The 20,700-nt window shown below is 72.7% G+C and carries 22 protein-coding genes and 1 tRNA gene; 4 read left to right on the top strand and 19 right to left on the bottom strand.

Features of this window, described 5'->3' with window-relative positions; all coding sequences use genetic code 11:
- The 9 genes from ACZ1IK_RS10010 to rpsB all read right to left on the bottom strand — a co-directional run.
- The coding region (locus tag ACZ1IK_RS10010) for a biotin/lipoyl-containing protein (RefSeq protein ID WP_465098487.1) at nucleotides 1-351 on the bottom strand (351 nt) is incomplete at its 3' end.
- The gene (locus tag ACZ1IK_RS10005) at nucleotides 348-1,403 is read right to left on the bottom strand and encodes an alpha-ketoacid dehydrogenase subunit beta (RefSeq protein ID WP_052520122.1); all 1,056 of its coding nucleotides are present in this window, start codon (nucleotides 1,401-1,403) and stop codon (nucleotides 348-350) included. The genes ACZ1IK_RS10010 and ACZ1IK_RS10005, both read right to left, overlap by 4 nt.
- A gap of 8 nt (nucleotides 1,404-1,411) precedes the next feature.
- The gene (gene pdhA / locus ACZ1IK_RS10000) at nucleotides 1,412-2,566 is read right to left on the bottom strand and encodes a pyruvate dehydrogenase (acetyl-transferring) E1 component subunit alpha (protein ID WP_060974171.1); all 1,155 of its coding nucleotides are present in this window, start codon (nucleotides 2,564-2,566) and stop codon (nucleotides 1,412-1,414) included.
- Nucleotides 2,567-2,720: 154 nt separating this feature from the next.
- Nucleotides 2,721-3,320 carry a DivIVA domain-containing protein gene (locus ACZ1IK_RS09995; RefSeq protein ID WP_036314046.1) on the bottom strand — a complete coding sequence of 200 codons (600 nt, stop codon included), beginning with the start codon at nucleotides 3,318-3,320 and terminating at the stop codon, nucleotides 2,721-2,723.
- Between the two features lie 49 nt (nucleotides 3,321-3,369).
- On the bottom strand, nucleotides 3,370-4,206 hold the full coding sequence (locus ACZ1IK_RS09990; RefSeq protein ID WP_060974172.1) for a phosphatidate cytidylyltransferase: 837 nt from the start codon (nucleotides 4,204-4,206) through the stop codon (nucleotides 3,370-3,372).
- Nucleotides 4,207-4,231: 25 nt separating this feature from the next.
- Complete coding sequence (gene frr, locus ACZ1IK_RS09985) at nucleotides 4,232-4,789, bottom strand: ribosome recycling factor (RefSeq protein ID WP_036314042.1); 558 nt, start codon at nucleotides 4,787-4,789, stop codon at nucleotides 4,232-4,234.
- A 53-nt stretch (nucleotides 4,790-4,842) separates the two neighbouring features.
- Nucleotides 4,843-5,610, bottom strand: a complete 768-nt coding sequence (gene pyrH, locus ACZ1IK_RS09980) for a UMP kinase (protein ID WP_002857706.1) — start codon at nucleotides 5,608-5,610, stop codon at nucleotides 4,843-4,845.
- Between the two features lie 208 nt (nucleotides 5,611-5,818).
- Nucleotides 5,819-6,655 carry a translation elongation factor Ts gene (gene tsf / locus ACZ1IK_RS09975; RefSeq protein ID WP_010079157.1) on the bottom strand — a complete coding sequence of 279 codons (837 nt, stop codon included), beginning with the start codon at nucleotides 6,653-6,655 and terminating at the stop codon, nucleotides 5,819-5,821.
- 103 nt (nucleotides 6,656-6,758) lie between these two features.
- Entirely contained in the window at nucleotides 6,759-7,661 is a 903-nt protein-coding gene (gene rpsB / locus ACZ1IK_RS09970) for a 30S ribosomal protein S2 (RefSeq protein ID WP_036382563.1), read from the bottom strand.
- Nucleotides 7,662-8,065: 404 nt separating this feature from the next.
- On the opposite strand from rpsB, the gene ACZ1IK_RS09965 reads away from it, so the two are divergent.
- Nucleotides 8,066-8,740, top strand: a complete 675-nt coding sequence (locus tag ACZ1IK_RS09965; RefSeq protein ID WP_041105090.1) for a M23 family metallopeptidase — start codon at nucleotides 8,066-8,068, stop codon at nucleotides 8,738-8,740.
- Here ACZ1IK_RS09965 and ACZ1IK_RS09960 read toward each other — a convergent pair.
- The gene (locus ACZ1IK_RS09960; RefSeq protein ID WP_070708481.1) at nucleotides 8,676-9,872 is read right to left on the bottom strand and encodes a glycosyltransferase; all 1,197 of its coding nucleotides are present in this window, start codon (nucleotides 9,870-9,872) and stop codon (nucleotides 8,676-8,678) included. The genes ACZ1IK_RS09965 and ACZ1IK_RS09960 overlap by 65 nt on opposite strands.
- 312 nt (nucleotides 9,873-10,184) lie before the next feature.
- Here ACZ1IK_RS09960 and ACZ1IK_RS09955 point away from each other — a divergent pair, with 312 nt between their 5' ends.
- A complete protein-coding gene (locus ACZ1IK_RS09955; RefSeq protein WP_041105089.1) occupies nucleotides 10,185-11,063 on the top strand; it encodes a C40 family peptidase in 879 nt (292 codons plus the stop codon).
- 61 nt (nucleotides 11,064-11,124) lie between these two features.
- Here the strand turns inward: ACZ1IK_RS09955 and ACZ1IK_RS09950 are convergent.
- The 9 genes from ACZ1IK_RS09950 to ACZ1IK_RS09910 form a co-directional block, all read right to left on the bottom strand.
- Nucleotides 11,125-11,198: transfer RNA gene (locus ACZ1IK_RS09950), tRNA-Ile, on the bottom strand.
- Between the two features lie 45 nt (nucleotides 11,199-11,243).
- Nucleotides 11,244-12,464: a glycosyltransferase gene (locus tag ACZ1IK_RS09945; protein WP_020624489.1), complete on the bottom strand. Its 1,221-nt coding sequence runs from the start codon at nucleotides 12,462-12,464 to the stop codon at nucleotides 11,244-11,246.
- A gap of 126 nt (nucleotides 12,465-12,590) precedes the next feature.
- Entirely contained in the window at nucleotides 12,591-13,232 is a 642-nt protein-coding gene (locus ACZ1IK_RS09940) for a CDP-alcohol phosphatidyltransferase family protein (RefSeq protein ID WP_095353903.1), read from the bottom strand.
- Between the two features lie 151 nt (nucleotides 13,233-13,383).
- Nucleotides 13,384-14,307 (bottom strand): phage holin family protein, encoded by a 924-nt coding sequence (locus tag ACZ1IK_RS09935; RefSeq protein WP_465098486.1) that lies wholly within the window; start codon nucleotides 14,305-14,307, stop codon nucleotides 13,384-13,386.
- A gap of 131 nt (nucleotides 14,308-14,438) precedes the next feature.
- The gene (locus tag ACZ1IK_RS09930; protein ID WP_144918980.1) at nucleotides 14,439-15,272 is read right to left on the bottom strand and encodes an aldo/keto reductase; all 834 of its coding nucleotides are present in this window, start codon (nucleotides 15,270-15,272) and stop codon (nucleotides 14,439-14,441) included.
- A gap of 80 nt (nucleotides 15,273-15,352) precedes the next feature.
- Complete coding sequence (locus ACZ1IK_RS09925; RefSeq protein ID WP_447127427.1) at nucleotides 15,353-16,423, bottom strand: nucleoside hydrolase; 1,071 nt, start codon at nucleotides 16,421-16,423, stop codon at nucleotides 15,353-15,355.
- On the bottom strand, nucleotides 16,420-17,358 hold the full coding sequence (locus ACZ1IK_RS09920; RefSeq protein WP_447127426.1) for an SDR family oxidoreductase: 939 nt from the start codon (nucleotides 17,356-17,358) through the stop codon (nucleotides 16,420-16,422). Before ACZ1IK_RS09920 ends, ACZ1IK_RS09925 begins: the two co-directional genes overlap by 4 nt.
- A gap of 113 nt (nucleotides 17,359-17,471) precedes the next feature.
- Entirely contained in the window at nucleotides 17,472-18,422 is a 951-nt protein-coding gene (glsA, locus tag ACZ1IK_RS09915) for a glutaminase A (protein WP_069941728.1), read from the bottom strand.
- A gap of 67 nt (nucleotides 18,423-18,489) precedes the next feature.
- The gene (locus ACZ1IK_RS09910; protein WP_260840401.1) at nucleotides 18,490-18,648 is read right to left on the bottom strand and encodes an AbgT family transporter; all 159 of its coding nucleotides are present in this window, start codon (nucleotides 18,646-18,648) and stop codon (nucleotides 18,490-18,492) included.
- 76 nt (nucleotides 18,649-18,724) lie between these two features.
- On the opposite strand from ACZ1IK_RS09910, the gene ACZ1IK_RS09905 reads away from it, so the two are divergent.
- Nucleotides 18,725-19,471, top strand: coding sequence for a DUF72 domain-containing protein (locus ACZ1IK_RS09905; RefSeq protein WP_170721237.1), 747 nt, complete (start codon nucleotides 18,725-18,727; stop codon nucleotides 19,469-19,471).
- An 87-nt stretch (nucleotides 19,472-19,558) separates the two neighbouring features.
- Nucleotides 19,559-20,404, top strand: coding sequence for an alpha/beta fold hydrolase (locus ACZ1IK_RS09900; RefSeq protein ID WP_010079170.1), 846 nt, complete (start codon nucleotides 19,559-19,561; stop codon nucleotides 20,402-20,404).
- Nucleotides 20,405-20,700: the final 296 nt, after the last annotated feature.

The following is a 20,700-nucleotide window of genomic DNA, read 5'->3' as shown; positions in this document are numbered from 1 at the left end:
GCGCCGCGCACGGCGGCCGGGCTTGCCGGTGTCCGGCGCGGCGCCGTAGCCGACGAGGGTGGGCACGCGGCCGTCACCCTCGGCGGGCCCGCCGACGTCGGGCTCGGCGCCCTCGAGGGTGAAGGTCACCAGGGGCGCACCGACCTCGAGGGTCTCACCCTCGGCGCCGTGCAGGGCCGCGACGACGCCCGCGAACGGGCTCGAGACCTCGACCACGGCCTTGGCCGTCTCGACGTCGGCGAGCACCTGGTTCACGCTCACCGCGTCGCCCTCGGCCACGCGCCACGTCACGATCTCGGACTCGGTCAGGCCCTCGCCGAGGTCGGGCAGGCGGAAGGTCTTCTGGCTCATCGGGTCTCCTCCCCGGCGTTCTGGGCCGCGAGGAACTGCTCGGCGGTCTCGGGGGCGGCGAACGCGTCCACGGAGTCCAGCGAATTCGGTCGGCCCAGAGCACGGTCCAGGCCGTCGAGGATGCGGTCGAGGTCCGGCAGGTGCAGGTGCTCGAGCTTGGACGGCGGGTAGGGCACGTCCATGCCGGTGACGCGCACCGGCGGGGCCTCGAGCCAGTGGAACGCGCGCTCGGCCACCGTGGCCACGAGCTCGGCGCCGAGGCCGCCGGTGCGGGAGGCCTCGTGCGCCACGACGAGCCGGCCGGTGCGCCGCACCGAGGACTCGACGAGGCCGGTGTCCAGCGGGGACAGGCTGCGCAGGTCGACCACCTCGACCTCGACGCCCTCCTCGGCCGCCACCTCGGCGGCCTGCAGGGCGGTCTTCACGAGCGGGCCGTAGGCCACGAGCGTGGCGTCACGGCCCTCGCGCAGGATGCGGGCCGGGCTCATCGGCGGGATCGCGACGTCCAGGTCCACGTCGCCCTTGTCGTGGTAGCGACGCTTGGGCTCGAGGTAGACCACCGGGTCCTCCGAGGCGATCGCGGCGCGGATGAGGTCGTACCCCTCCTGTGGGGAGGACGGGGAGACCACCCGCAGGCCCGCGGTGTGCAGGAAGTAGGCCTCGGGCGACTCGGAGTGGTGCTCCGGGGAGCCGATGCCGCCGCCGAAGGGGATGCGGATGGTCACCGGCATCGGCACGGCGCCGCGGGTGCGGGCGCGCAGCTTGGCCAGGTTCGCCACGATCTGGTCGAACGCCGGGTACACGAAGCCGTCGAACTGGATCTCGACGACGGGCCGGTAGCCGCGCATGGCCAGGCCGATGGCCGTGCCCACGATGCCGGACTCGGCCAGCGGGGTGTCGAGCACCCGGTCCTCGCCGAACTCGGCCTGCAGGCCGTCGGTGATGCGGAACACGCCGCCGAGGGCGCCGATGTCCTCGCCCATGAGCAGGACCTTGGGGTCGTCGGCCAGGGCACGGTGCAGGCCGCGGTTGATCGCCCGGCTGAAGGTCATGCGCTCGCTCACGCGCCCGCCTCCTCGTCGTCGAACTGCTGCAGGTAGAGGGCGTGCTCGCGGCGCTGCCGCTCGAGCTCCTGGTGGGGCTCGGCGTAGATCTCGTCGAAGAGCCTGTCCGCGCCGTCCTCCTCGAGCGCCTCGAGGGCGCGGCGGACCTCGGCCGCCAGCTCGTCGGCCTCGGCCTGGGCCTGCGCGAGCACGGCGTCCACGTCCACATCGAGGGTGCGCAGGTGCGCCTCCACGCGGGTCAGCGGGTCACGGGCCTTCCAGGCCTCGAGCTCGGCGTCGTCCCGGTAGCGGGTGGGGTCGTCCGCGGTAGTGTGCGGGCCCATGCGGTAGGTGACGGCCTCGATGAAGGTGGGACCGCCCCCGTCGGCCGCGCGCTCGACGGCGGCGCGGGTCGCGGCGAGCACGGCCAGGACGTCGTTGCCGTCCACGCGCATCGACGGGATGCCGAAGCCCCACGGGCGGTCCGCGATGCTGCGGCGGGTCTGCAGGCGCACGGGCTCGGAGATGGCCCAGTGGTTGTTCTGGCAGAAGAACACCACGGGCGACTGGTAGGAGGCGCTGAAGACCATGGCCTCGTTGACGTCCCCCTGGCTCGTGGCGCCGTCGCCGAAGTAGACGATCGTGGCCACGTCCGCCTGGTCCCGCTGGACGCCCATCGCGTAGCCGACGGCGTGCAGGGCCTGCGCGCCGATGATGATCTGCTGGGTGGCCACCCGCGTCTCGTTCGGGTCCCAGCTCGAGAACGTGGAGCCGCGCCACACCCGCAGCAGGTCCAGCGCGGGGACGCCGCGCAGCAGGGCCACGCCGTTCTCGCGGTAGGACGGGAAGACGAAGTCGTCCGGGCGCAGCGCGACGGCGGAGCCCACCTGGGCGGCCTCCTGGCCCAGCAGCGGGGGCCACAGGGCCAGCTCGCCCTGACGCTGCAGGTGCGTGGCCTCGACGTCGAGGCGCCGGACCACGGCCATCTGGCGGTACAGCGCGGCGAGGGCGTCGGCGTCGACGTCCTCGATCCACGGGTCGAGCTCCGGCTGCGGACGGCGGCGGCCCTCCGTGTCGAGCACCTGGAGCATCACGGCCTCGGCCGGGCCCGCCGGGGGCGGAGAGCCGGCGGACTGTCCGCCGGTGGGACGGGTGTGGTCCACGAGGGTCACTGGACTGCCTTCCGATCGACGCCCACGGTGCGGGGCGAGGGAGCTGTACGCATGCGCGAGCAGGGGTGGAGCGCGCGGCGTCTCGGTGGTGTGATTGTAATCACTTCAGTGTGATCTGCGCCACTCTCCCGGGCCGCCGCGCGAGGGCCGGGTGTCAGGCGCGGCGCAGCAGCACGTCGACGGCGGCGTCGAGGTAGGCGTCGACCTGGCCCTCCTCGTAGCCGGCGGCACCCTCGGCCTCGCCGAACGACGCGCGGCGCACGTCGTCCGCGGTCAGCCCGCCCTCGGCGCCGGGATCCGTCGAGTCCTCCGCACCGGCCAGGGTGACGCGCAGACGGTCCACGAGCGCGTCCACCTGGTCCACGTCGTAGCTCACGGCGTCCGCGCGGGAGGGGCGGCGGAAGCGCTCCGCCGGGGCCCGGTCGGCGCGGGCCACGAGCTCGGCCACGCGCTCCTCGAGGTCTGCGGCCCAGTCCTCGTCCCCGCGCTCGGCGACGAAGGCCTGACGCTCGGCGGCGGCCAGCTCCTCTTCCAGACGGTCCAGCTCGTCGTCCACCTCGTCCGTGGCGTAGCCGCCGTTGACAGTCGCGAAGCGGGCCTGGCGCACCTCCTCCGCCGTCAGCGGGGCACCGCCGTCGCGCGCCTCACGGGCACGCGCCATGAAGGCGTCCACGTGGGTGGTCTCGTAGCCGATCTCGTCCTGCTCGACGAGCTCGAAGACCGGCTCGGCGTCCGGGGTGGTGCGGGGGGTCATGGGCGTCTCCTGCGGTGTGGGTCCCGGACGTGCCGGGTCGAGGGGTGGATCAGGTCAGGGGCAGCGCCAGCACGGTGTAGGCCACCGGCGCGGCGAACACGAGGGAGTCCAGGCGGTCCATCACGCCGCCGTGGCCGGGCAGGGCGGAGGACATGTCCTTGATGCCGAGCTCACGCTTGACCATGGACTCGGAGAAGTCCCCCGAGGTGGCGGCGGCGACGGTGGTCACGCCGAGGACGGCGCCGACCCACCACGGCTGGCCGACCAGCAGGGGGACGGCGACGACGCCCACCAGCACCGAGCCCGCCAGGGAGCCGGCCAGGCCCTCCCAGGACTTCTTGGGGCTGATGCGCGGGGCGATCGGGGTGCGGCCGAAGCGGTAGCCCACGATGTAGCCGAACGTGTCGTTGGAGACCACCATCAGCAGCAGGATCGCCACCATGCGGTGCCCCAGCGGCTCGTCCAGGAGCGCCGCGGCGAAGGAGAGCAGGAACGGCGCCCACAGCACGATGAACACGCCCGCGAGCATGAACTGGCCCGCCGGACGCCGCCGCGTCAGCGCCGTCCATACGGCCACCAGCGCCAGGCATGCCACCAGGGCGATGAACAGCGCGGGCACCCCCCACCGCCACGCGGTGAGCGGCAGGACCGCCGCGGCCACCCAGAGCGGGGGCCGCGGCACGTCCAGGCCGATGCCGCGCACCGCCGTCGCGATCTCGGACACCGCGCCGACCAGCAGGGCGACCACGAGGAGGACCAGCAGCCAGTCGAGCCAGAAGAGGCCGACCAGGGCCGTCGCCAGCAGCCCCACCCCCACGAGGACGGCGGACTTGAGGTCGCGGCCGCCGCGCGGAGGTGCGGGCGAGGTGGACACGGCGGAGGTCATGGGGCGAGCGCGGACGGCGGGAGGCTCAGACCTCCAGCAGCTCCTGCTCCTTGTTCTTGGCCATCTCGTCGATGAGCTCGACGTGGCGTTTGGTGAGCGCGTCCAGCTCCTTCTCGCCGCGGGCACCCTCGTCCTCGCCGACCTCGCCGTCCTTGACGGCCTTGTCCATGGCCTCCTTGGCCTTGCGGCGGGCATTGCGCACGGAGATCTTGTGCTCCTCCGCCTTGGACTTGACCAGCTTCACGTACTCCTTGCGGCGCTCCTCGGTCAGCTCCGGCATCACGATGCGGATGACCTTGCCGTCGTTGGACGGGTTCGCGCCGACCTCGGACTCGGACAGCGCCTTCTCGATGTTGCGCAGGGCCGACTGGTCGAACGGGGTGATGAGCAGCGTGCGGGCGTCCGTGGTGGTGAAGGACGCCAGCTGCTGCAGCGGGGTGAACGAGCCGTAGTAGTCAACCATCACCTTGGAGTAGAGGCCCGGGTTGGCGCGGCCCGTGCGCACGGAGGCGAAGTCCTCACGCGTGGCCTCGATGGTGCGGTCCATCTGCTCTTCGGCGGACTGCAGGGTCTCCTGGATCACGGTGTCTCCTCGGTGTGGTGGAACAGGTCTGCCGCCATCCTACGCGGCGCGCCTCAGACGGTGACGGTGGTGCCGATCGGCTCGCCGAGCAGGGCGCGGGTCACGTTGCCCGGGCCCTCCATGCCGAACACGCGCATGTCCAGGTCGTTGTCCTTGCACATGGTCATGGCGGTCAGGTCCATCACGCGGATGTTCCGCAGCAGCGCCTCGTCGTAGGTCAGGTGCGTGAGACGCTCGGCGGTGGGGTCCTTCTTGGGGTCCGCGGTGTAGACGCCGTCCACGCCGGACTTGGCCATCAGGACCTCGTCCGCCCCGACCTCGAGGGCACGCTGGGCCGCCACGGTGTCCGTGGAGAAGTAGGGCAGGCCGGTGCCTGCGCCGAAGATCACGACGCGGCCCTTCTGCATGTGGCGGATGGCGCGCAGCGGGATGTAGGACTCCGCCACCTGCTCCATGTGGATGGCGGACTGCACGCGCGTGGTGACCCCGGCCTGGATGAGGAAGTCCTGCAGGGCCAGGCAGTTCATCACGGTGCCGAGCATGCCCATGTAGTCGGCCCGACGGCGGTCCATCCCGTTCTCGGACAGCTCGGCGCCACGGAAGAAGTTGCCGCCGCCGACGACGATCGCGATCTCCACCTGGTCCGCCGCGGCGGCGATCTGCTCGGCGATGCCGCGGACGGTCTCCGGGTCCACGCCGATCTTGCCGCCGCCGAACACCTCGCCCGAGAGCTTGAGGAGCACGCGACGGCGGCCGGTGTCGTCCGAGGTCTGCGGGGCGTGGGCGGTGGTCGGGTCCTCGGGGGCGCGGTTCGTCTCCATGGGAAGCATCTCCTGGTCGGTGGGGGGTCGGGCCGGGGACGGCCGTCCCGGGGGCGGACACGCGGACGGGGTGGCCGCCCGGTCGGGGCGGCCACCCCGTCATGCGATGGTCGTCGGCGCCATCCGGCGCCGGAGTGGACCTCGGGTCGCTCCCGATCCTACGCCCCCGCGGGGCGTGGACCGGGAGCGGCCGGTCCGGGTGCGGCGGTCAGTTGCCGACGCGGAAGCGGGCGAACCCGGTGACGTTGGTGCCGGCGTCGGAGGCGACCTTGCCGACGGTCTGCTTCGGGTCCTTCGCGAACGGCTGGTCCACGAGCACGATCTCCTTGAAGAAGCCGGTCAGGCGGCCCTCCACGATCTTCGGCAGGGCCTGCTCCGGCTTGCCCTCGGCACGGGCGGTCTCATCGGCGATGCGACGCTCGTTCTCGACGGTCTCGGCCGGCACGTCCTCACGGGTGAGGTACGTGGGCGAATAGGCCGCGGTGTGCACGGCGATGTCGTGCGCGGCGGTCTTGGCGTCGGCGGAGTCGGCGTCCACGGCGAGGAGCACGCCCACCTGGGCCGGCAGGTCCTTGGAGGTCTTGTGCAGGTAGGCGTCCACGAAGGCGCCCTCCACGCGGGCCAGGCGGCGCACGGCCACCTTCTCGCCCAGCAGGGCGCCCTCCTCGGTCACGTAGTCGCCCAGGGTGCGGCCCTCGTAGTCGGAGGCCAGCAGGCCGTCGACGTCGGTGGCGCCGGAGGCGACGGCGGCGCGCAGCACCACGTCGCCCAGGGCGATGAACTTGTCGGCCTTGGCCACGAAGTCGGTCTCGCAGTTGAGCTCGATCATGACGCCGACGCCGTTCTCGACGGTCGCGGCCACGAGGCCCTCGGCGGCGGAGCGGCCCTCGCGCTTGGTGGCGCCCTTGAGGCCCTTCACGCGGATGATCTCGATGGCCTTCTCGGCGTCGCCGTCGGCCTCGTCCAGAGCCTTCTTCACGTCCATCATGCCGGCGCCGGTGCGCTCGCGCAGGGCCTTGATGTCAGCAGCGGTGTAGTTCGCCATGCTCGTTCGGTCCTTCCCGTGGTGTGGGTTGTGCGGGATGTTCGGGGTCTGATCCGGTCCGTCGGCCCGGCCGGGTGGGGCCGGGCCGACGGGCCGGCCGGGATCACTCGCCCTGCGGGGCGGCCTCGGCGGCGGGGGCCTCGGCCTGCTCGGCCGGCGCCTCGGCGGCGGGGGCCTCGGCCTGCTCGGCCGGCGCCTCGGCGGCGGGGGCCTCGGCCTGCTCAGCCTGCTCGGCCTGCTGGGCGTTGTGCTGCTCGAGCAGCTCGCGCTCCCACTCGGCCATCGGCTCGGCGGCCGCCTGGCCGGACTTGCCGCCCTGACGGGCGATCAGGCCCTCGGCGACGGCGTCCGCGACCACGCGGGTCAGCAGGTTCACGGAGCGGATGGCGTCGTCGTTGCCCGGGATCGGGTAGGCGACCTCGTCCGGATCGCAGTTGGTGTCCAGGATGGCGACGACCGGGATGCCGAGCTTCTGGGCCTCGTCGACGGCCAGGTGCTCCTTCTTGGTGTCCACGACCCACACGGCGGAGGGGGTCTTGGCCATGTTGCGGATGCCGCCGAGGTTGGCCTGCAGCTTCTCGAGCTCACGGTTGAGCAGCAGCAGCTCCTTCTTGGTGAACTGCGAGCCGGCCACGTCCTCGAAGTCGATCTCCTCGAGCTCCTTCATGCGCTGCACGCGCTTGGAGACGGTGGAGAAGTTGGTCAGCATGCCGCCGAGCCAGCGGTGGTTCACGTAGGGCATGCCCACGCGACCGGCCTGCTCCGCGATGGCCTCCTGGGCCTGCTTCTTGGTGCCGACGAACAGGATGGTGCCGCCGTGGGCGACGGTCTCCTTGACGAACTCGTAGGCGCGGTCGATGTAGGACAGCGACTGCTGGAGGTCGATGATGTAGATGCCGTTGCGCTCGGTGAAGATGAAGCGCTTCATCTTGGGGTTCCAGCGGCGGGTCTGGTGGCCGAAGTGGACACCGGAGTCGAGGAGCTGGCGCATGGTCACGACGGGCATGACGTTCCCTTCTGTGGCAGCCGTGGCACCCCGCGCTTCACGCGCGGGCGGTCTGCCGGTCGATTTCTTGACGGTTGGCGGCCGGCCCGGTCGGGCGGCCCCTGGCACCACGACGGCGGGCTGCCGGGCCCCACGAGCACCCGCGCCGACGTCCTCTCCAGGAGGACGGCGGGGACGGGACCGAGCGTGGGGGCTGGGCCGCTGAAGCGACCCACCGCGATGCGCGGAGTCGGCGTCCGGGGCACAGCACAGGGCCGGCCACAGGACACCGCTGAGGTGAATCCTACCCCAGGTGGGCGCCCGCTCCCATCGCCGACTCCTGCACAGGGGCCGGTGCGGCGGGCGCTCTCCACGATGGGACTGCGGGCCTGCCACGCGGCCGCCCGGAACGCCAGGCTGACGCCATGACCCCTCGCACGCTCCTCCCCCGTCCGCTCCCGCGTCCGCGCATCGCGGGGTGCGTCGCGGCAGCCCTGCTCGCCTGGCTCGTCCTCGCCCTGGGGATGGGCGACCTCGGCCCCGTGTCCCGGGCCACGCCCGCACCGTCCACGCGTGACGCGCTGCTCCTCGTCGCGGCGTCCCCGGCAGGTCCGGGCGCGACGGCCGCGCCGGTCGCGTGGCACCCGCCCGTCGCCGGCGCCGCCCCGGATGACGTGCTCCGCGCGTTCGTCGCACCCGAGCGACCGTGGAGTCGGGGGCACCGGGGCGTGGACCTCGCCGTGCAGACCGGGGCTCCGATCCAGGCGCCGGCGGCGGGCCGGGTCGTGTTCGCCGGGGTCGTGGTCGACCGCCCCGTGCTGACCCTGGAGCACGAGGACGGGACCCGCAGCTCGCTCGAGCCGGTGGAGGCGGATGTCGCCGTGGGGGCCGTCGTCGCCGCGGGCGACCCGGTGGGGCGACTGGCCGGGGCGCCACCGCACTGCACGCGCGCGTGCGTGCACTGGGGCGTGCGGGAGCCCGACGGCTGGCGTGTGGGGGAGGCGGCCTTCGACCGCTACCTCGACCCGCTGGTGCTCATCGGGTGGAGCGGCCCGTCCGTGCTCTGGCCGCACGCCGCGCCACACCCAGCGCGGCCGTGAGGTCCAGGAGCCGGCGGGCGGACTCGTCCCAGCTGAACCGGGCCGCCTGGGCGACGCTCGCCCGGGAGGCCACGGCGAACTCGGCGGGATCCTCGAGCTCCCGCACGCGGGCGGCGAGCGCGGCCGCCCGGTCCCCCTCGAGCGGGACACCCCGGAAGGACGGGGTGCCCGCGCCGGCGATCTCGCGGAAGATCGGCAGGTCCGAGCACACCACCGGCGTGCCATGGGCCATCGCCTCGGCCACGGGCAGGCCGAAGCCCTCGGCGCGGGAGAGGGTGACGGCCGCGGTGGCCCGGCGGAGCAGGCGCACGTACTCGGCCTCGTCGGTGCCGTCGTGGAACACCACGTCTGCGCCGTCGGCCCCTGCGACGGCGCGACGCTCGGCCAACCGGTCCTCGAGCTGCCCGCGGCGCTCCGGGCTGATGCGGGAGAGCAGGTGCAGCGTGTAGCCCGGCAGCAGCGGCGCGGCGGCCACGAGGGACTCGACGTCCTTGTAGTCCATGAACGAGCCCATGTAGAGCAGCGTGCGCTCCGGGGTCTCGTCCGGGTCCCGCGGCTCCGGGACCGCCTGCGCCGCGTTCGCGACGACGTGGACCGGACGCCGGGTGAGGCGGTGCCGGGCGATGAGCTCCGCCGTCGTCCGGGAGACCGTGGCGACCGCGTCCGCGCGGTCGAGCAGGAGCCGCTGCGGGATCTTGGTCAGGTGATAGGCCCGCCAGAGCCAGCGGATCGGCTCGGACAGGTTCCGCGGCGGGGTGCGGTGCTCGTAGTAGATGAGGTCGTGGAGCGTGAGGATCAGGGCGTAGTCCCGCCCCCACGACCCCATGGTCTGCATGGGCGAGAAGACGACGTCCGGTCGCAGACGCGCGACCTGACGGGCCACGAACGGCTCGCGTGGGGAGGTGGGGCCGGAGACGAGGTGCCACGGCACGCCGTCCGGGAGCAGGGCCAGCTGTCGTTCGTCCGAGATCAGCATCGCGACCTCGACGTCAGCCCCCGCCGGGCCCGGTGCGGCGGCCCGGCGGGCGACCGCCTCGAGGAGGCTCGCGCCGTAGCGGGAGATGCCGTCGTGGAAGTCGGTGCGGGTGTAGCGGGCGTCCATCAGCAGGCGCAGGGGGCGGGAGGGGCTCACCCGGACCACGCTAGCGCCGCGCCGGAGCGGGGCGGGGACAGCCGCGCGCGGAGGGTGTCGAGCGGGGGGTGTCGAGCACCGAGCGGCCACCTGGACGACATCCGAATTTCTGATTGCGTTTCGATAACGATCGTGTATCTTGATCACGGATCGGTTACGACCGGTCCGCCACACCGGGGCTTCCTCCGCATCCGCGCGTACCCGGTCATCCGCACTGCTCGTCAACTCGCACCCGCGGTCCGGCCTCGTTCCGGGCACCGCCCCGAGGCACCACCCTCACGGGCCGCAGGTCCTGTCCGGGAAGAAGATCTGATGTCTGTGACCTCCCCGCACGCCGCCGCGCGTCGCGCCCCCCGCACCGCCGCCGCCTCCGTGGCGCTCGCCCTGGGCGCCGCCGCCCTGACCGGCGTCGGCACCGTGTCCGTCGCCGAGACCGCCCAGGCCGCCGAGACCACCTACACCGTCCGCTCCGGCGACGGCTGGTGGATCATCGCCCAGCGCACCGGCGTCTCCATGTCCACGCTGCAGTCGCTCAACGGCATGACCGCCGCGACCGTGCTGCACCCCGGCATGGTCCTCAAGACCTCCGGCACCGCCACCCCGGCCCCGGCCCCGGCGCCGTCCACCTCGGGCTCGACCTACACCGTGCTGGCCGGCGACGGCTGGTGGATCATCTCCTACCGCACGGGCGTGTCCGCCTCGGTCCTACAGTCCATCAACGGCATGACCTCCTCGACCATGCTCCACCCGGGAATGGTCCTGAAGACCACCTCGGTCTCCACCTCCAGCGCCCCTGCCCCTGCGCCGGCGCCCGCGTCCAAGCAGGCTGCCGTCGACTACGTGCGCTCCGCCGTCCGGAACCCGTCCTCCTATTACGTGTGGGGCGGCAACGGCCCCTCCGGCTTCGACTGCTCCGGCCTCACCCAGCAGGCCATGGCCCGGGCCGGCATCTCCATCCCGCGCCGCGCCGGCGACCAGTACCTCGCCGCGAAGTCCTACGTGCCGATCTCCCAGGCCCAGCCCGGCGACCTCGTGTTCTATGCGAACCAGTCCACCGGCCGCATCTACCACACGGCCATGTACATGGGCGGCGGCCAGCTCGCCCACGCCCTCAACGAGGACGCGGGCCTAGTGTTCACCTCCACGACGATCATGAAGTCCGACATGCTCGCGGTGGCCGCCCGCTACTGAGCACCGGCACGACGACGGCCCCCGGCCCGCGCCATACCGCGCGGCCGGGGGCCGTTTTCTGTAGGGCGTGCGGGACTTGAACCCGCGACCCAGGGATTATGAGTCCCCTGCTCTGACCGACTGAGCTAACGCCCCTCCCCCGCGGCATCGCGCGGGACCCGCCCATCCTACCGACGGGTCTCAGAGCATCGCGCGGACCTCGGCGGCCGTCGCGCCGCGGTAGAGGCGCTCGAAGATGTCCACCGTCTTCTGGGCGGAATGATGCAGGGCCTTCGCGTGGGACGCCTCGCCCATGGCGGCGCGGTCCGCGTCCGAGAGGTCGAGGATCCGGGCGATCCGATCGGCCAGGGCCACGTGGTCCCCGGGCGGGAAGAGGTGGCCGTTGACGCCCTCGTCCACGAGGTGGGGCAACGCGAGGGCGTCCGCGAGGACCACCGGGGTGGACGCGCTGAGCGCCTCGAGGGTCACGAGGGACTGCAGCTCCGCCGTGCCCGGCTGGCAGAACACGTCGGCGCGCAGGTAGGCCGCCCGCAGCTCCTCCTCGGAGACGTGGCCGCGCAGCAGGACGCGGTCGGCCACCCCCTCCTCGTCCACCGTGGCACGGATGCGGTCGCGCTGCTCGCCGTCGCCGACGATCTCGGCGTGCACGTCCAGGTCGGGGCGGGTGCGGGCCAGGTGCGCGATCGCACGGATCAGCACCTCCACGTTCTTCTCCACGGCCAGCCGCCCCACGAAGAGCACGACCGGATGGCCGGGATGGTCCACCCTCTCCCCCGGCTGCAGCTCGTAGGCGCTCGCGTCGATGCCGTTGGAGACCGGGAGAACGTTGTCCAGGCCAGCGTGCTCGGCCATGGCCTGCGCGGCGAGGGCCGTGGGGGTGGTGACCACCGCGCCCTTGCCCATGAGTCGACCCATGTCCTTCCACGACACCCGGGAGACGATGTCCAGGAACCACTGCGGGAACGGCAGGAACGGCTCGAGGTTCTCCGGCATGAAGTGGTTCGTGGAGACGATCCGGATGCGGCGCCGCTCGGCCTCGTTGATGGCGGCCTCGCCGATCATGTAGTGGCACTGGGCGTGCACGACGTCCGGCTGGACCTCGCGGTAGATGCGGCGGAAGGAGATCTTGGCATGCCGCGGGAGCACCACACGGTAGTACTCGTGCGTCGGCGCCGGCAGGGAGCGCAGCAGGTGCACGGTGGCCTCCGGCCGGTGCTCCACGGTGTCCGGGCCGGCGTCACTGCGCGGCATCACGACGTGGACCTCGTGGCCGCGCGCGTGCAGCGCCGTGGCGAGGCGGTGGCCGAAGGTGGCGGCCCCGTTGACGTGCGGCGGATAGGTGTCTGCGGCGATCAGCACCTTCAGGGGGCGGTCGGCGGCGATCCCGGGACGGTCGGACACGGCGGTCCCTCTCTGTGGTGGCGATGGCACGACGGCGCCCGGCCCGTGCCGTGAGGATCGGCCGCGGGCACGGCGCGCGTCCCACGGTAGCAACCGTCGGCGCCGGCACGAGGATGCGCGAGGGGGTCAGCCCCGGCGGGACGGGTGCTCGCGCGGGTCCTGACCGTCCGCCCGCAGGCCGCGGGCCTTGCCCACCGCGCGCACGAGGTAGTCCCCCGCGGCGAGGATGTGCAGCAGGCAACCGGCGCCGACCAGAGCCAGGGCCACGCCGCTCCACGGGCCGCCGTCGACCCCCGGCACACGGGCGAGCAGCAGCAGGGGCGTGCCCACCAGCAGCAGCGCGGTGCGCACCTTGCCCAGGACCGTGACCGGCAGGTCCGGGCTGCCCCCGAACAGCCACAGGCACACGGCGGCGAGCACGACGTCCGGGATCGCGATGGCCAGGGCGAGCCAGAGCGGGGCGATGCCCGTGGCCACGAACGTCACGGCCACCACCAGCAGGGAGAGGCGGTCCGCCACCGGGTCGAGCCACCGCCCGACCGTGGAGATCATGTCGAACCGGCGCGCCACGTAGCCGTCCACCCAGTCCGTGCCGGAGAGCACCGCCAGGATCACGAACGCGTCCAGGTGCCGGCCGTCGACGGTGAGCCACACGAACACCGGCACCAGGGCGAAGCGGGCCAGGGTGATGAGGTTGGGCACGGTCAGCCAGGTGTCGCGGACGCGGTACTCGTGGCCCTCGCGCAGGCCGACGTCGATCACACGCATGGGTCGCTCCTCCAGGGTCCGCGGGCGGACGCCCCCGCCGGGCGCCCGACACGCCCAGCCTACCGACGCCGTCGCCCCTCCCCGCAGACGACGAGACCCCGATCCGTGGGGATCGGGGCCTCGGGGGCTGGGGAGCGCGGGCGCCCCCGGATCAGCGGCGGCGCAGACGGCTGGCGAGCGCCACGAACGCGGCGGAGGAGGCGCCGAGCAGCGCGAGCGGCTGCCAGTTGTCCTTCACGTAGTCCTCGGCCTCGGCGGTCCGCTCCCCCGCGCGGGCGGCACTGGTGAACGGCGCGGTCTGCTCGGTGGCGTGCGCGGTCTCGGGGGTGACCCCGCGACCCTTGCGCTGGGCGGCGAAGGCCGCGAGCTGGCCCTTCACGCTGGTCTTCTCGTCCAGGCCGGAGCGGATGTCGCCCAGGTGGCGGCGGCGCAGGTCGGCACGACGGCGGATCTCCGCCTCGGTGGCGTCGTCACGGCCCGGGTGGGGAGCGGCCTCGCCGTTCTTGCGGGCCTTCTTGTTCTCCTTCTTCTCCACCTTCTTCCGCTCGGCCTCGCGGGCGGCCTCGACACGCTTGGCCTCAGCGCGCTCCGCCTTGAGCCGGTCGTACTCGGCCGGATCGAAGGCGTTGCCCTCCCTGAGGTAGCCGAGGTCGTACTCGAGGTTGCGCACGATCTCCTGCGGCACGAGCGGCATGGCACCCTTGACCATCACGAGGCCGACGCCGGCGAAGATCAGGCCGAGCACGAGGAAGGCCAGCGCCACCATGAGCGCCGGGAACCAGAAGGTCGGGTCGGCGAAGGCGCCGATCAGGGTCACCACGAGGGCGACCACCATGAGCGCGAGGAAGAACAGGCCCACCACCGCGATGCCGGCGCCGATGCCGGCCTTCTTGCCCTTCGCGGCCACGTGCCTCTTGGCGAGCTCGAGCTCGTCCTTCATCTGCAGGGGCAACAGGCGCACGACGGCGCCGAGCAGGTCGGTCAGCGAGCTCGCGCGGGTCTGCGGGGTCACCGGGACGGCGGTCCGCGGCGCGCGGACCTTCGACGCATCGGCGGGGGGAGCCTGGTGGGACATGGTGCATGCCTTCCGTGGAGTGCCTGGACAGATGCGCCCGGGCGGCGCGGCGGTCGCCGGGCATTCTCGAGCAAAGCTATCACCGGCCCGCCCCCAGGGGGACGGGCCGGGTGCGCGCGATGGCGGCTGGATCAGAAGTCGATGACCGCCGGGTCGGGGCCGAGACGGCCGTCCTCGCGGTCCAGCGCGTCGATCCGGGCGACGTCGTCGTCGGTGAGCTCCACCCCCGCGGCCTCGAGGTTCGAGACGATGCGCTCGGGCGTCACGGACTTGGGAATGACCACGAAGCCGTGGGCGAGGTGCCACGCGATGACCACCTGGGCCGGCGTCGCGCCGCGGGCCTCGGCGATCTCCGTGACCACGGGGTCGGCGAGGAGGTCGCCGCCCTGACCGAGCGGGGACCAGGACTCGTGGACGATGCCGTGGCGGCCCTCGACCTCGCGCAGCTCACGCTGCTGCCAGTACGGGTGGGTCTCGACCTGGTGGATCACGGGCACCACACCGGTGGCCTCGATGATCTCCTCGAGCTGGGCGGCCGGGAAGTTGGAGACGCCGATCGAGCGCACCTTGCCCTGCTTCTGCGCCTCGATCAGGGCCTTCCACGTCTCCAGGTACTTCCCCTGCGCAGGCTTGGCCCAGTGGATGAGGTAGAGGTCGACGTAGTCGGTGCCGAGCTTGTCCAGCGAGACGTCGAGGGCGGCGAGCGCCTCCTCGTAGCCCTGGTCCGAGTTCCACACCTTGGTGGTGAGGAACAGCTCCTCGCGGGCGACGCCGGACGCGGCGATGCCGCGGCCCACGCCCTCCTCGTTCCCGTAGATCGCGGCGGTGTCGATGTGGCGGTAGCCGGCGCGGATCGCCTGCTCGACGACGTCGGCCGCGACGTCGTCCTCGACCTGCCACACGCCGAGTCCGAGCTGCGGGATCTGCTGGCCGTCGTGGAACGGGACGGTGGGCACGCTGGTCATGGGGGCACTCCTGGGAGGTCGGGGTCGGGCGGATGCGTCGGATGCAACCGCACGCGGACGGGGGGCATTACCGACGGCGGTCACCGGGCCGGGGAACCGCCGTCGAGCGTGCGCTCCCCCGCGACGACGGCGCCCACCGCGCGGGCGAAGGCCGCGAACACCTCCGCGGGGTCGTTGGCCGTGACGAGCCGGGCGTTGGGGCGCCTGCCCCAGATGTCCCGCGTGTCGTGGACGGTGGTGCCGCGCAACAGCTCCGAGTCCGCCTCGACGTCGACGACGGTGGCCCGCGTGGCGATGCGGGCCTGGCCCGCGGCCACCTGGGCGGCGAAGAGGTCGTGCAGGTGGGCGATGTAGCCCTGGTCGTAGTCGTGGTGGAACTCGAAGTAGAAGCGCAGCGCGTCGGCGAGCACGTCCAGGACGGGGCGGCCGGTCGCGGCGGCCGGCCCGGCGACCCGCGGTCGGTCCGCGGACCAGCCGACGGGGCTGGCCCCGGCGTCGGCCAGGAGGCCGTCCAGCAGGGCCGGCGTGTACTCGATCCGCTCCGTGGTCTCGAGCGCGCACACCACCGGCAGGCGATCCTCGGGCAGGCCCTCGAAGGCCGCGAACACCTCCTTCGCGGCGTCCGGGTCCACCCAGGTGTTCCACTCGGCGGTGGGCGTGGTGTTGCCCGGATGATAGAAGGAGCCGCCCATGATCACGATGCCGCGGGCGAGGAACGGCAGGCGCGGCTCGACGCGCAGCGCGAGGGCCAGGTTCGTCAGCGGCGCGGTGCAGAGGATCGTCGTCTCCCCGGGGTGGGCCCGCAGCTCGTCCAGCCACACCTCCACGGCGGGCCGGGGCGAGAGCCACTCAGGGCGCCGATCGATCCGGGCATGGCCGAGACCGCCGTCGCCGTGGGTCTCCGGGGTGGTGACCGCGGGCCGGCGCAACGGGGTCTCGGCACCGACGGCCACCTCGACGTCGGCCCGACCGGCCAGGTCCAGCACCGCAGCCGTGTTCAGGGCGCAGTCCCGGGCGGTCGCGTTGCCTCCCGTGGTCGTGACGGCTGCGAGCTCGGGGCCGACACCCAGGCGGTGGGCGCCGACGAGGTGGAGCAGGGCGCAGGCATCGTCGATGCCGGTGTCGACGTCGGCGAGGAGGCGGGCGGTCACGGGGTGGGCGTGCCGCCGTTGGCGTTGAGGGTCTCGCCGTTGACGTAGCTGGACTCGCCCGAGGCAAGGAACACGTAGGCGGGCGCCATCTCCACGGGCTGGCCGGCGCGGCCGATGGGGGTGCTGTGGCCGAACTCGGGCAGCTTCTCCTCGGGCTCACCGTAGGACACGTGCTGCACCGTCCAGATGGGCCCGGGCGCCACCGCGTTGACACGGATGCCCTTCGGGCCGAGCTGCTCGGCCAGGCCCTTGGTGAAGTTGTTGATGGCGCCCTTGGTGGCCGCGTAGTCGAGGAGCCTCGGGTTGGGGTTGTAGGCCTGCACCGAGGTGGTGTTCACGATCGTGCTGCCCGGGCCCATGTGCTTCAGCGCGGCGCGGCTGAGCGTGAACATGGACATGATGTTGATCTGGAATGTCTCGTGGACCTGCTCGTCGGTGAGATCGGTCAGGTCATCGGAGATGAACTGCTTGCCCGCGTTGTTCACGAGGATGTCCAGGCCGCCGAGGCGCTTCGCCGCCTCGTCCACGAGGGCGGCACGGTAGTCCGCGTCCATCAGGTCCCCCGGCAGCGCGACGGCGGTGCGCCCGGCCGCCTCGATCGCCGCTAGGACGCGGTCGGCGTCGGGCTGCTCCTGAGGCAGGTAGGCGATGGCGACGTCCGCGCCCTCACGGGCGTAGGCGATGGCGACCGCGGCACCGATGCCGGAGTCACCGCCGGTGATCAGGGCCTTGCGGCCGGTCAGCCGGCCCGTCCCCCGGTACGAGTCCAGACCGATGTCCGGGACGGGATCCGTCTTCACGTCCAGGCCCGGCTCGGGCTGGCGCTGCTTGGCGACGTGGAGCTTCGGGTGGCGGGTGCGCGGGTCGTCGTGGGCCAGCTGGGAGTCCTGCACGGGGATCGCGGGGGCGTCGTCCTTCTTCTCTGGAGTGGTCATGGGCCCGATGCTACGAGGCGAGCGCCAGAGGGTGACAAGGGACGGGGCGCGGCGTCGTCGGCGGCGTGGCCCACGCGACGACGGCGCCGCGGCGGCTAGGCGTCAACGCGGGGTCAGCGGGGCCCGCTGAGGCCGCGCAGGGCGCCACGGTGCTGGAGCACGTGCAGGTCCCAGCGTGCGCTGAGCCCCTCGAACAACCCGATGCCACGCCGGGAGTTACCTTGCTCGTCCAGGCGCGGCGACCACGTGGCGATGCCCAGGGCCCCGGGCACGGCGCCGAGCAGCGCGCCCGAGACGCCGGACTTCGCGGGCACGCCGACCTCGGCCACCCACTGGCCGCTGGCGTCGTACATGCCGCAGGTGAGCATCACGGACATCGCCTGCTGCGCTACCCACTCGTCCAGCACCCGCTCCCCCGTCACGGGGTTCGTGCCGCCAGCGGCGAGGGTGGCGCCCATGACGGCCAGCTGGGGTGCGGTGACCAGGACCGAGCACTGCGCGAGGTACCCGGCCACGGCCTCGCGGGCCGAGATGGGCAGCCGGCCGGCGTCGGCGAGCAGGTGGGCCAGGCCCAGGTTGCGGTCGGCGCGGGTGCGCTCGGCGTCGAGGACGTCCTCGCAGACCTCCAGCTCGACGCCGGCCATCGCGCTGTAGCGGCGCAGCAGCAGGGCCGTCCGCTCATCCTCGTCCCCGGCGGGCAGGAGGGCGTGGACCAGGATGGCGCCGGCGTTGATCAGCGGGTTGTACGGCCGGCCGTCGTCGTGCAGGGACAGGTGGTTGAACGACTCACCGGAGGGCTCGACGCCCACGTCCTCCAGCACGTGGTCCAGGCCGATCTCCTGCAGCACCACCGCGTAGGTGAGGGCCTTGGAGACCGACTGCAGCGCGAAGGCGTGCTCGGTCTCCCCGGCGGCGGCCTGGTGACCGTCCACCGTGCACACCGCCACGGCGAGGCCGTCCACATGCTGGCCGGCGACGTCCTCGAGGTAGTCGGAGGGCTCACCGCGACGGTCGGACTCCACCTCGTCGAGCATCGCGCGCAGGTCGTCGTCGAATCGCGTCATGTCCATTCCTGGCACAGTAGTGGGCGGGCGCCCGGGTCGCGGGCGGGCGCCGGGCCGGTCACGGCGTTCACTGGACCGGGGCAATCGGGCCCAGCGGCAGGCCCAGCCACCTCCAGCCGATGACCATGCCGGTGCACGCGGGCAGGAAGGCGATCGAGGACGGGAGCATCGTGGCGATCAGGGAGCCGATGCCCATCTTCCGGTCGTACCTCTGAGCCACCGCGATGATCAGCGGGACGCTACGCGGGCGACGGAGGGTGAAGGCAAGACCCGGGAACCCGGGCCGGGGCTATCGTCGGGGGATGGACGTGCGGATCGGGACCTCCGGCTGGACCTACAGGCACTGGCGCGGGACCTTCTACCCGCAGGGGCTGCGGATCGCCGACCAGCTCGACCACTACACGGAGCGCTTCCGGACGGTCGAGCTCAACGGCTCCCACTACCGCTGGCCGGCGGACAGCACCGTCGAGGCATGGCGCGAGCGCCTGCCCGCCGGCTTCGAGATGGCCGTCAAGGCCTCCCGCTACCTCACCCACTACCGCAAGCTCAACGAGCCGCAGGACTGGGTGGAGCGCATCGTGCACACCCTGGACCTGCTCGGTGACCACGCCGGGCCGCTGCTGCTGCAGCTGCCGGTCAACCTGCACCGCGACGACGACCGACTCGCCGGGTTCCTCGGCCTGCTGCCCGAGCGGGTGCGCGTGGCGGTGGAGGTCCAGCACGAGTCCTGGCTGGACGAGGACGTGTTCGACCTCCTCGACCGGCACGGGGCGGGGTTCGTGGTCTCGGTGATCGCCGGGCGGGAGCCGGTGCTGCGCGCGACCGGCCGCCTCGCCTACGTGCGCTTCCACAACGCGGACCCGGACTGGCGCTACGGCGGATCGTTCTCCGACGCCGAGCTCTCCCCCTGGGTGAAGCGGCTGCGGGAGCTGACCGGCGCGGACGCGGCGGGCGCGCGCCCCGCCTACGTCTACTTCAACAACGACAACCACGGCCACGCCGCGTTCAACGCGCTGACGCTGCGCAGGATGGCGGAGACCGAAGCCTGACACGTGCCGAGCGCGTGCCTAGCGTGAGGAGGAAGCGGCGGCCGAGCGCCGCCGTCGTCCCCCGAGAGCACAGGAAGGCAGACGCACATGACCCTCATGCAGATCCCCACGGACCACGGCACGATCGGACTGAACGTGGAGGAGGCCGGCCACGGGCGTCCCGTGGTCCTCATCCACGGCTGGCCGCTGACCCTCGACTCGTGGAAGGACCAGGTCGCAGCCCTGTCCCCGCACTACCGCGTGATCACCTATGACCGGCGGGGCTTCGGTGCCTCGGAGAAGCCCGCCGGCGGGTACGACTACGACACGATGACCGCCGACCTGCACGGTCTGCTCACCGAGCTCGACCTGCGTGACGTGACGCTCGTGGGCTTCTCGATGGGCGGTGGCGAGGTGGCGCGCTACATGTCCCGGTTCGGCGCGGACCGGATCCACTCGGTGGTGTTCGCCGGCGCGGTGCCCCCGTACCTGCTGAAGACCGACGACAACCCCGACGGCCCGCTGACCGAGAAGCAGGCCGCCGAGATGCGCGCGGGTCTCGAGAAGGACCGCGAGTCGTTCTTCGACGACTTCACGACGACGTTCTTCTCCACCCCCAAGCTGGCCGGCCTGACCAGCAGCCTCAAGGTCACCGAGGAGCAGCGCCAGGAGGCCATCCGGATGGCGCTGCAGTCCGACCAGACGGCGGCGCTGGCCTGCATGGACGCGTTCGGGGCCACCGACTTCCGCCGCGACCTGCCGGCAGTGACCGTGCCGGCCCTGGTCCTGCACGGCGACGCCGACCAGATCGTGCCGTTCAAGGGCTCCGGCAAGCGGACGCACAAGGCGATCGACGGCAGCCGCGTCGAACTCGTCAAGGATGCCCCGCACGGCTTCAGCATCAGCCACTCCGAGGAGTTCAACCGGATCCTGCTGGAATTCCTGGCGGAGTGAGGGGGCAGGTAGGCCCACCAGAGTGCTGAACGCGACACGGCGCTCGTGGGGGTGGTGCATGCCATCCACCACGGCGCCGACGCTGACCTGTCAGGCTCGATCCGACGCCGTGATCACCCGGAGCGCGGGATCAGGCCGACCGGCCGGCAGAACCGCGCGTCAGGACGTCGAGTACGAAGCCGATCGGCCCATGACGGGTGCGCGCGTCCTGAAATAGGCCAGATCGGAACTGCGAGCCCCGGTCCTCGTGCACCAGGCACCCAGCCACCACGGCTGCACCGCCGCGGCCTGCGACG

This window comes from Micrococcus sp. CS26 (assembly GCF_055522295.1).
Note: the sequence above shows the minus strand (reverse complement) of the source record. Positions and strands in the feature narration are given on the sequence as shown.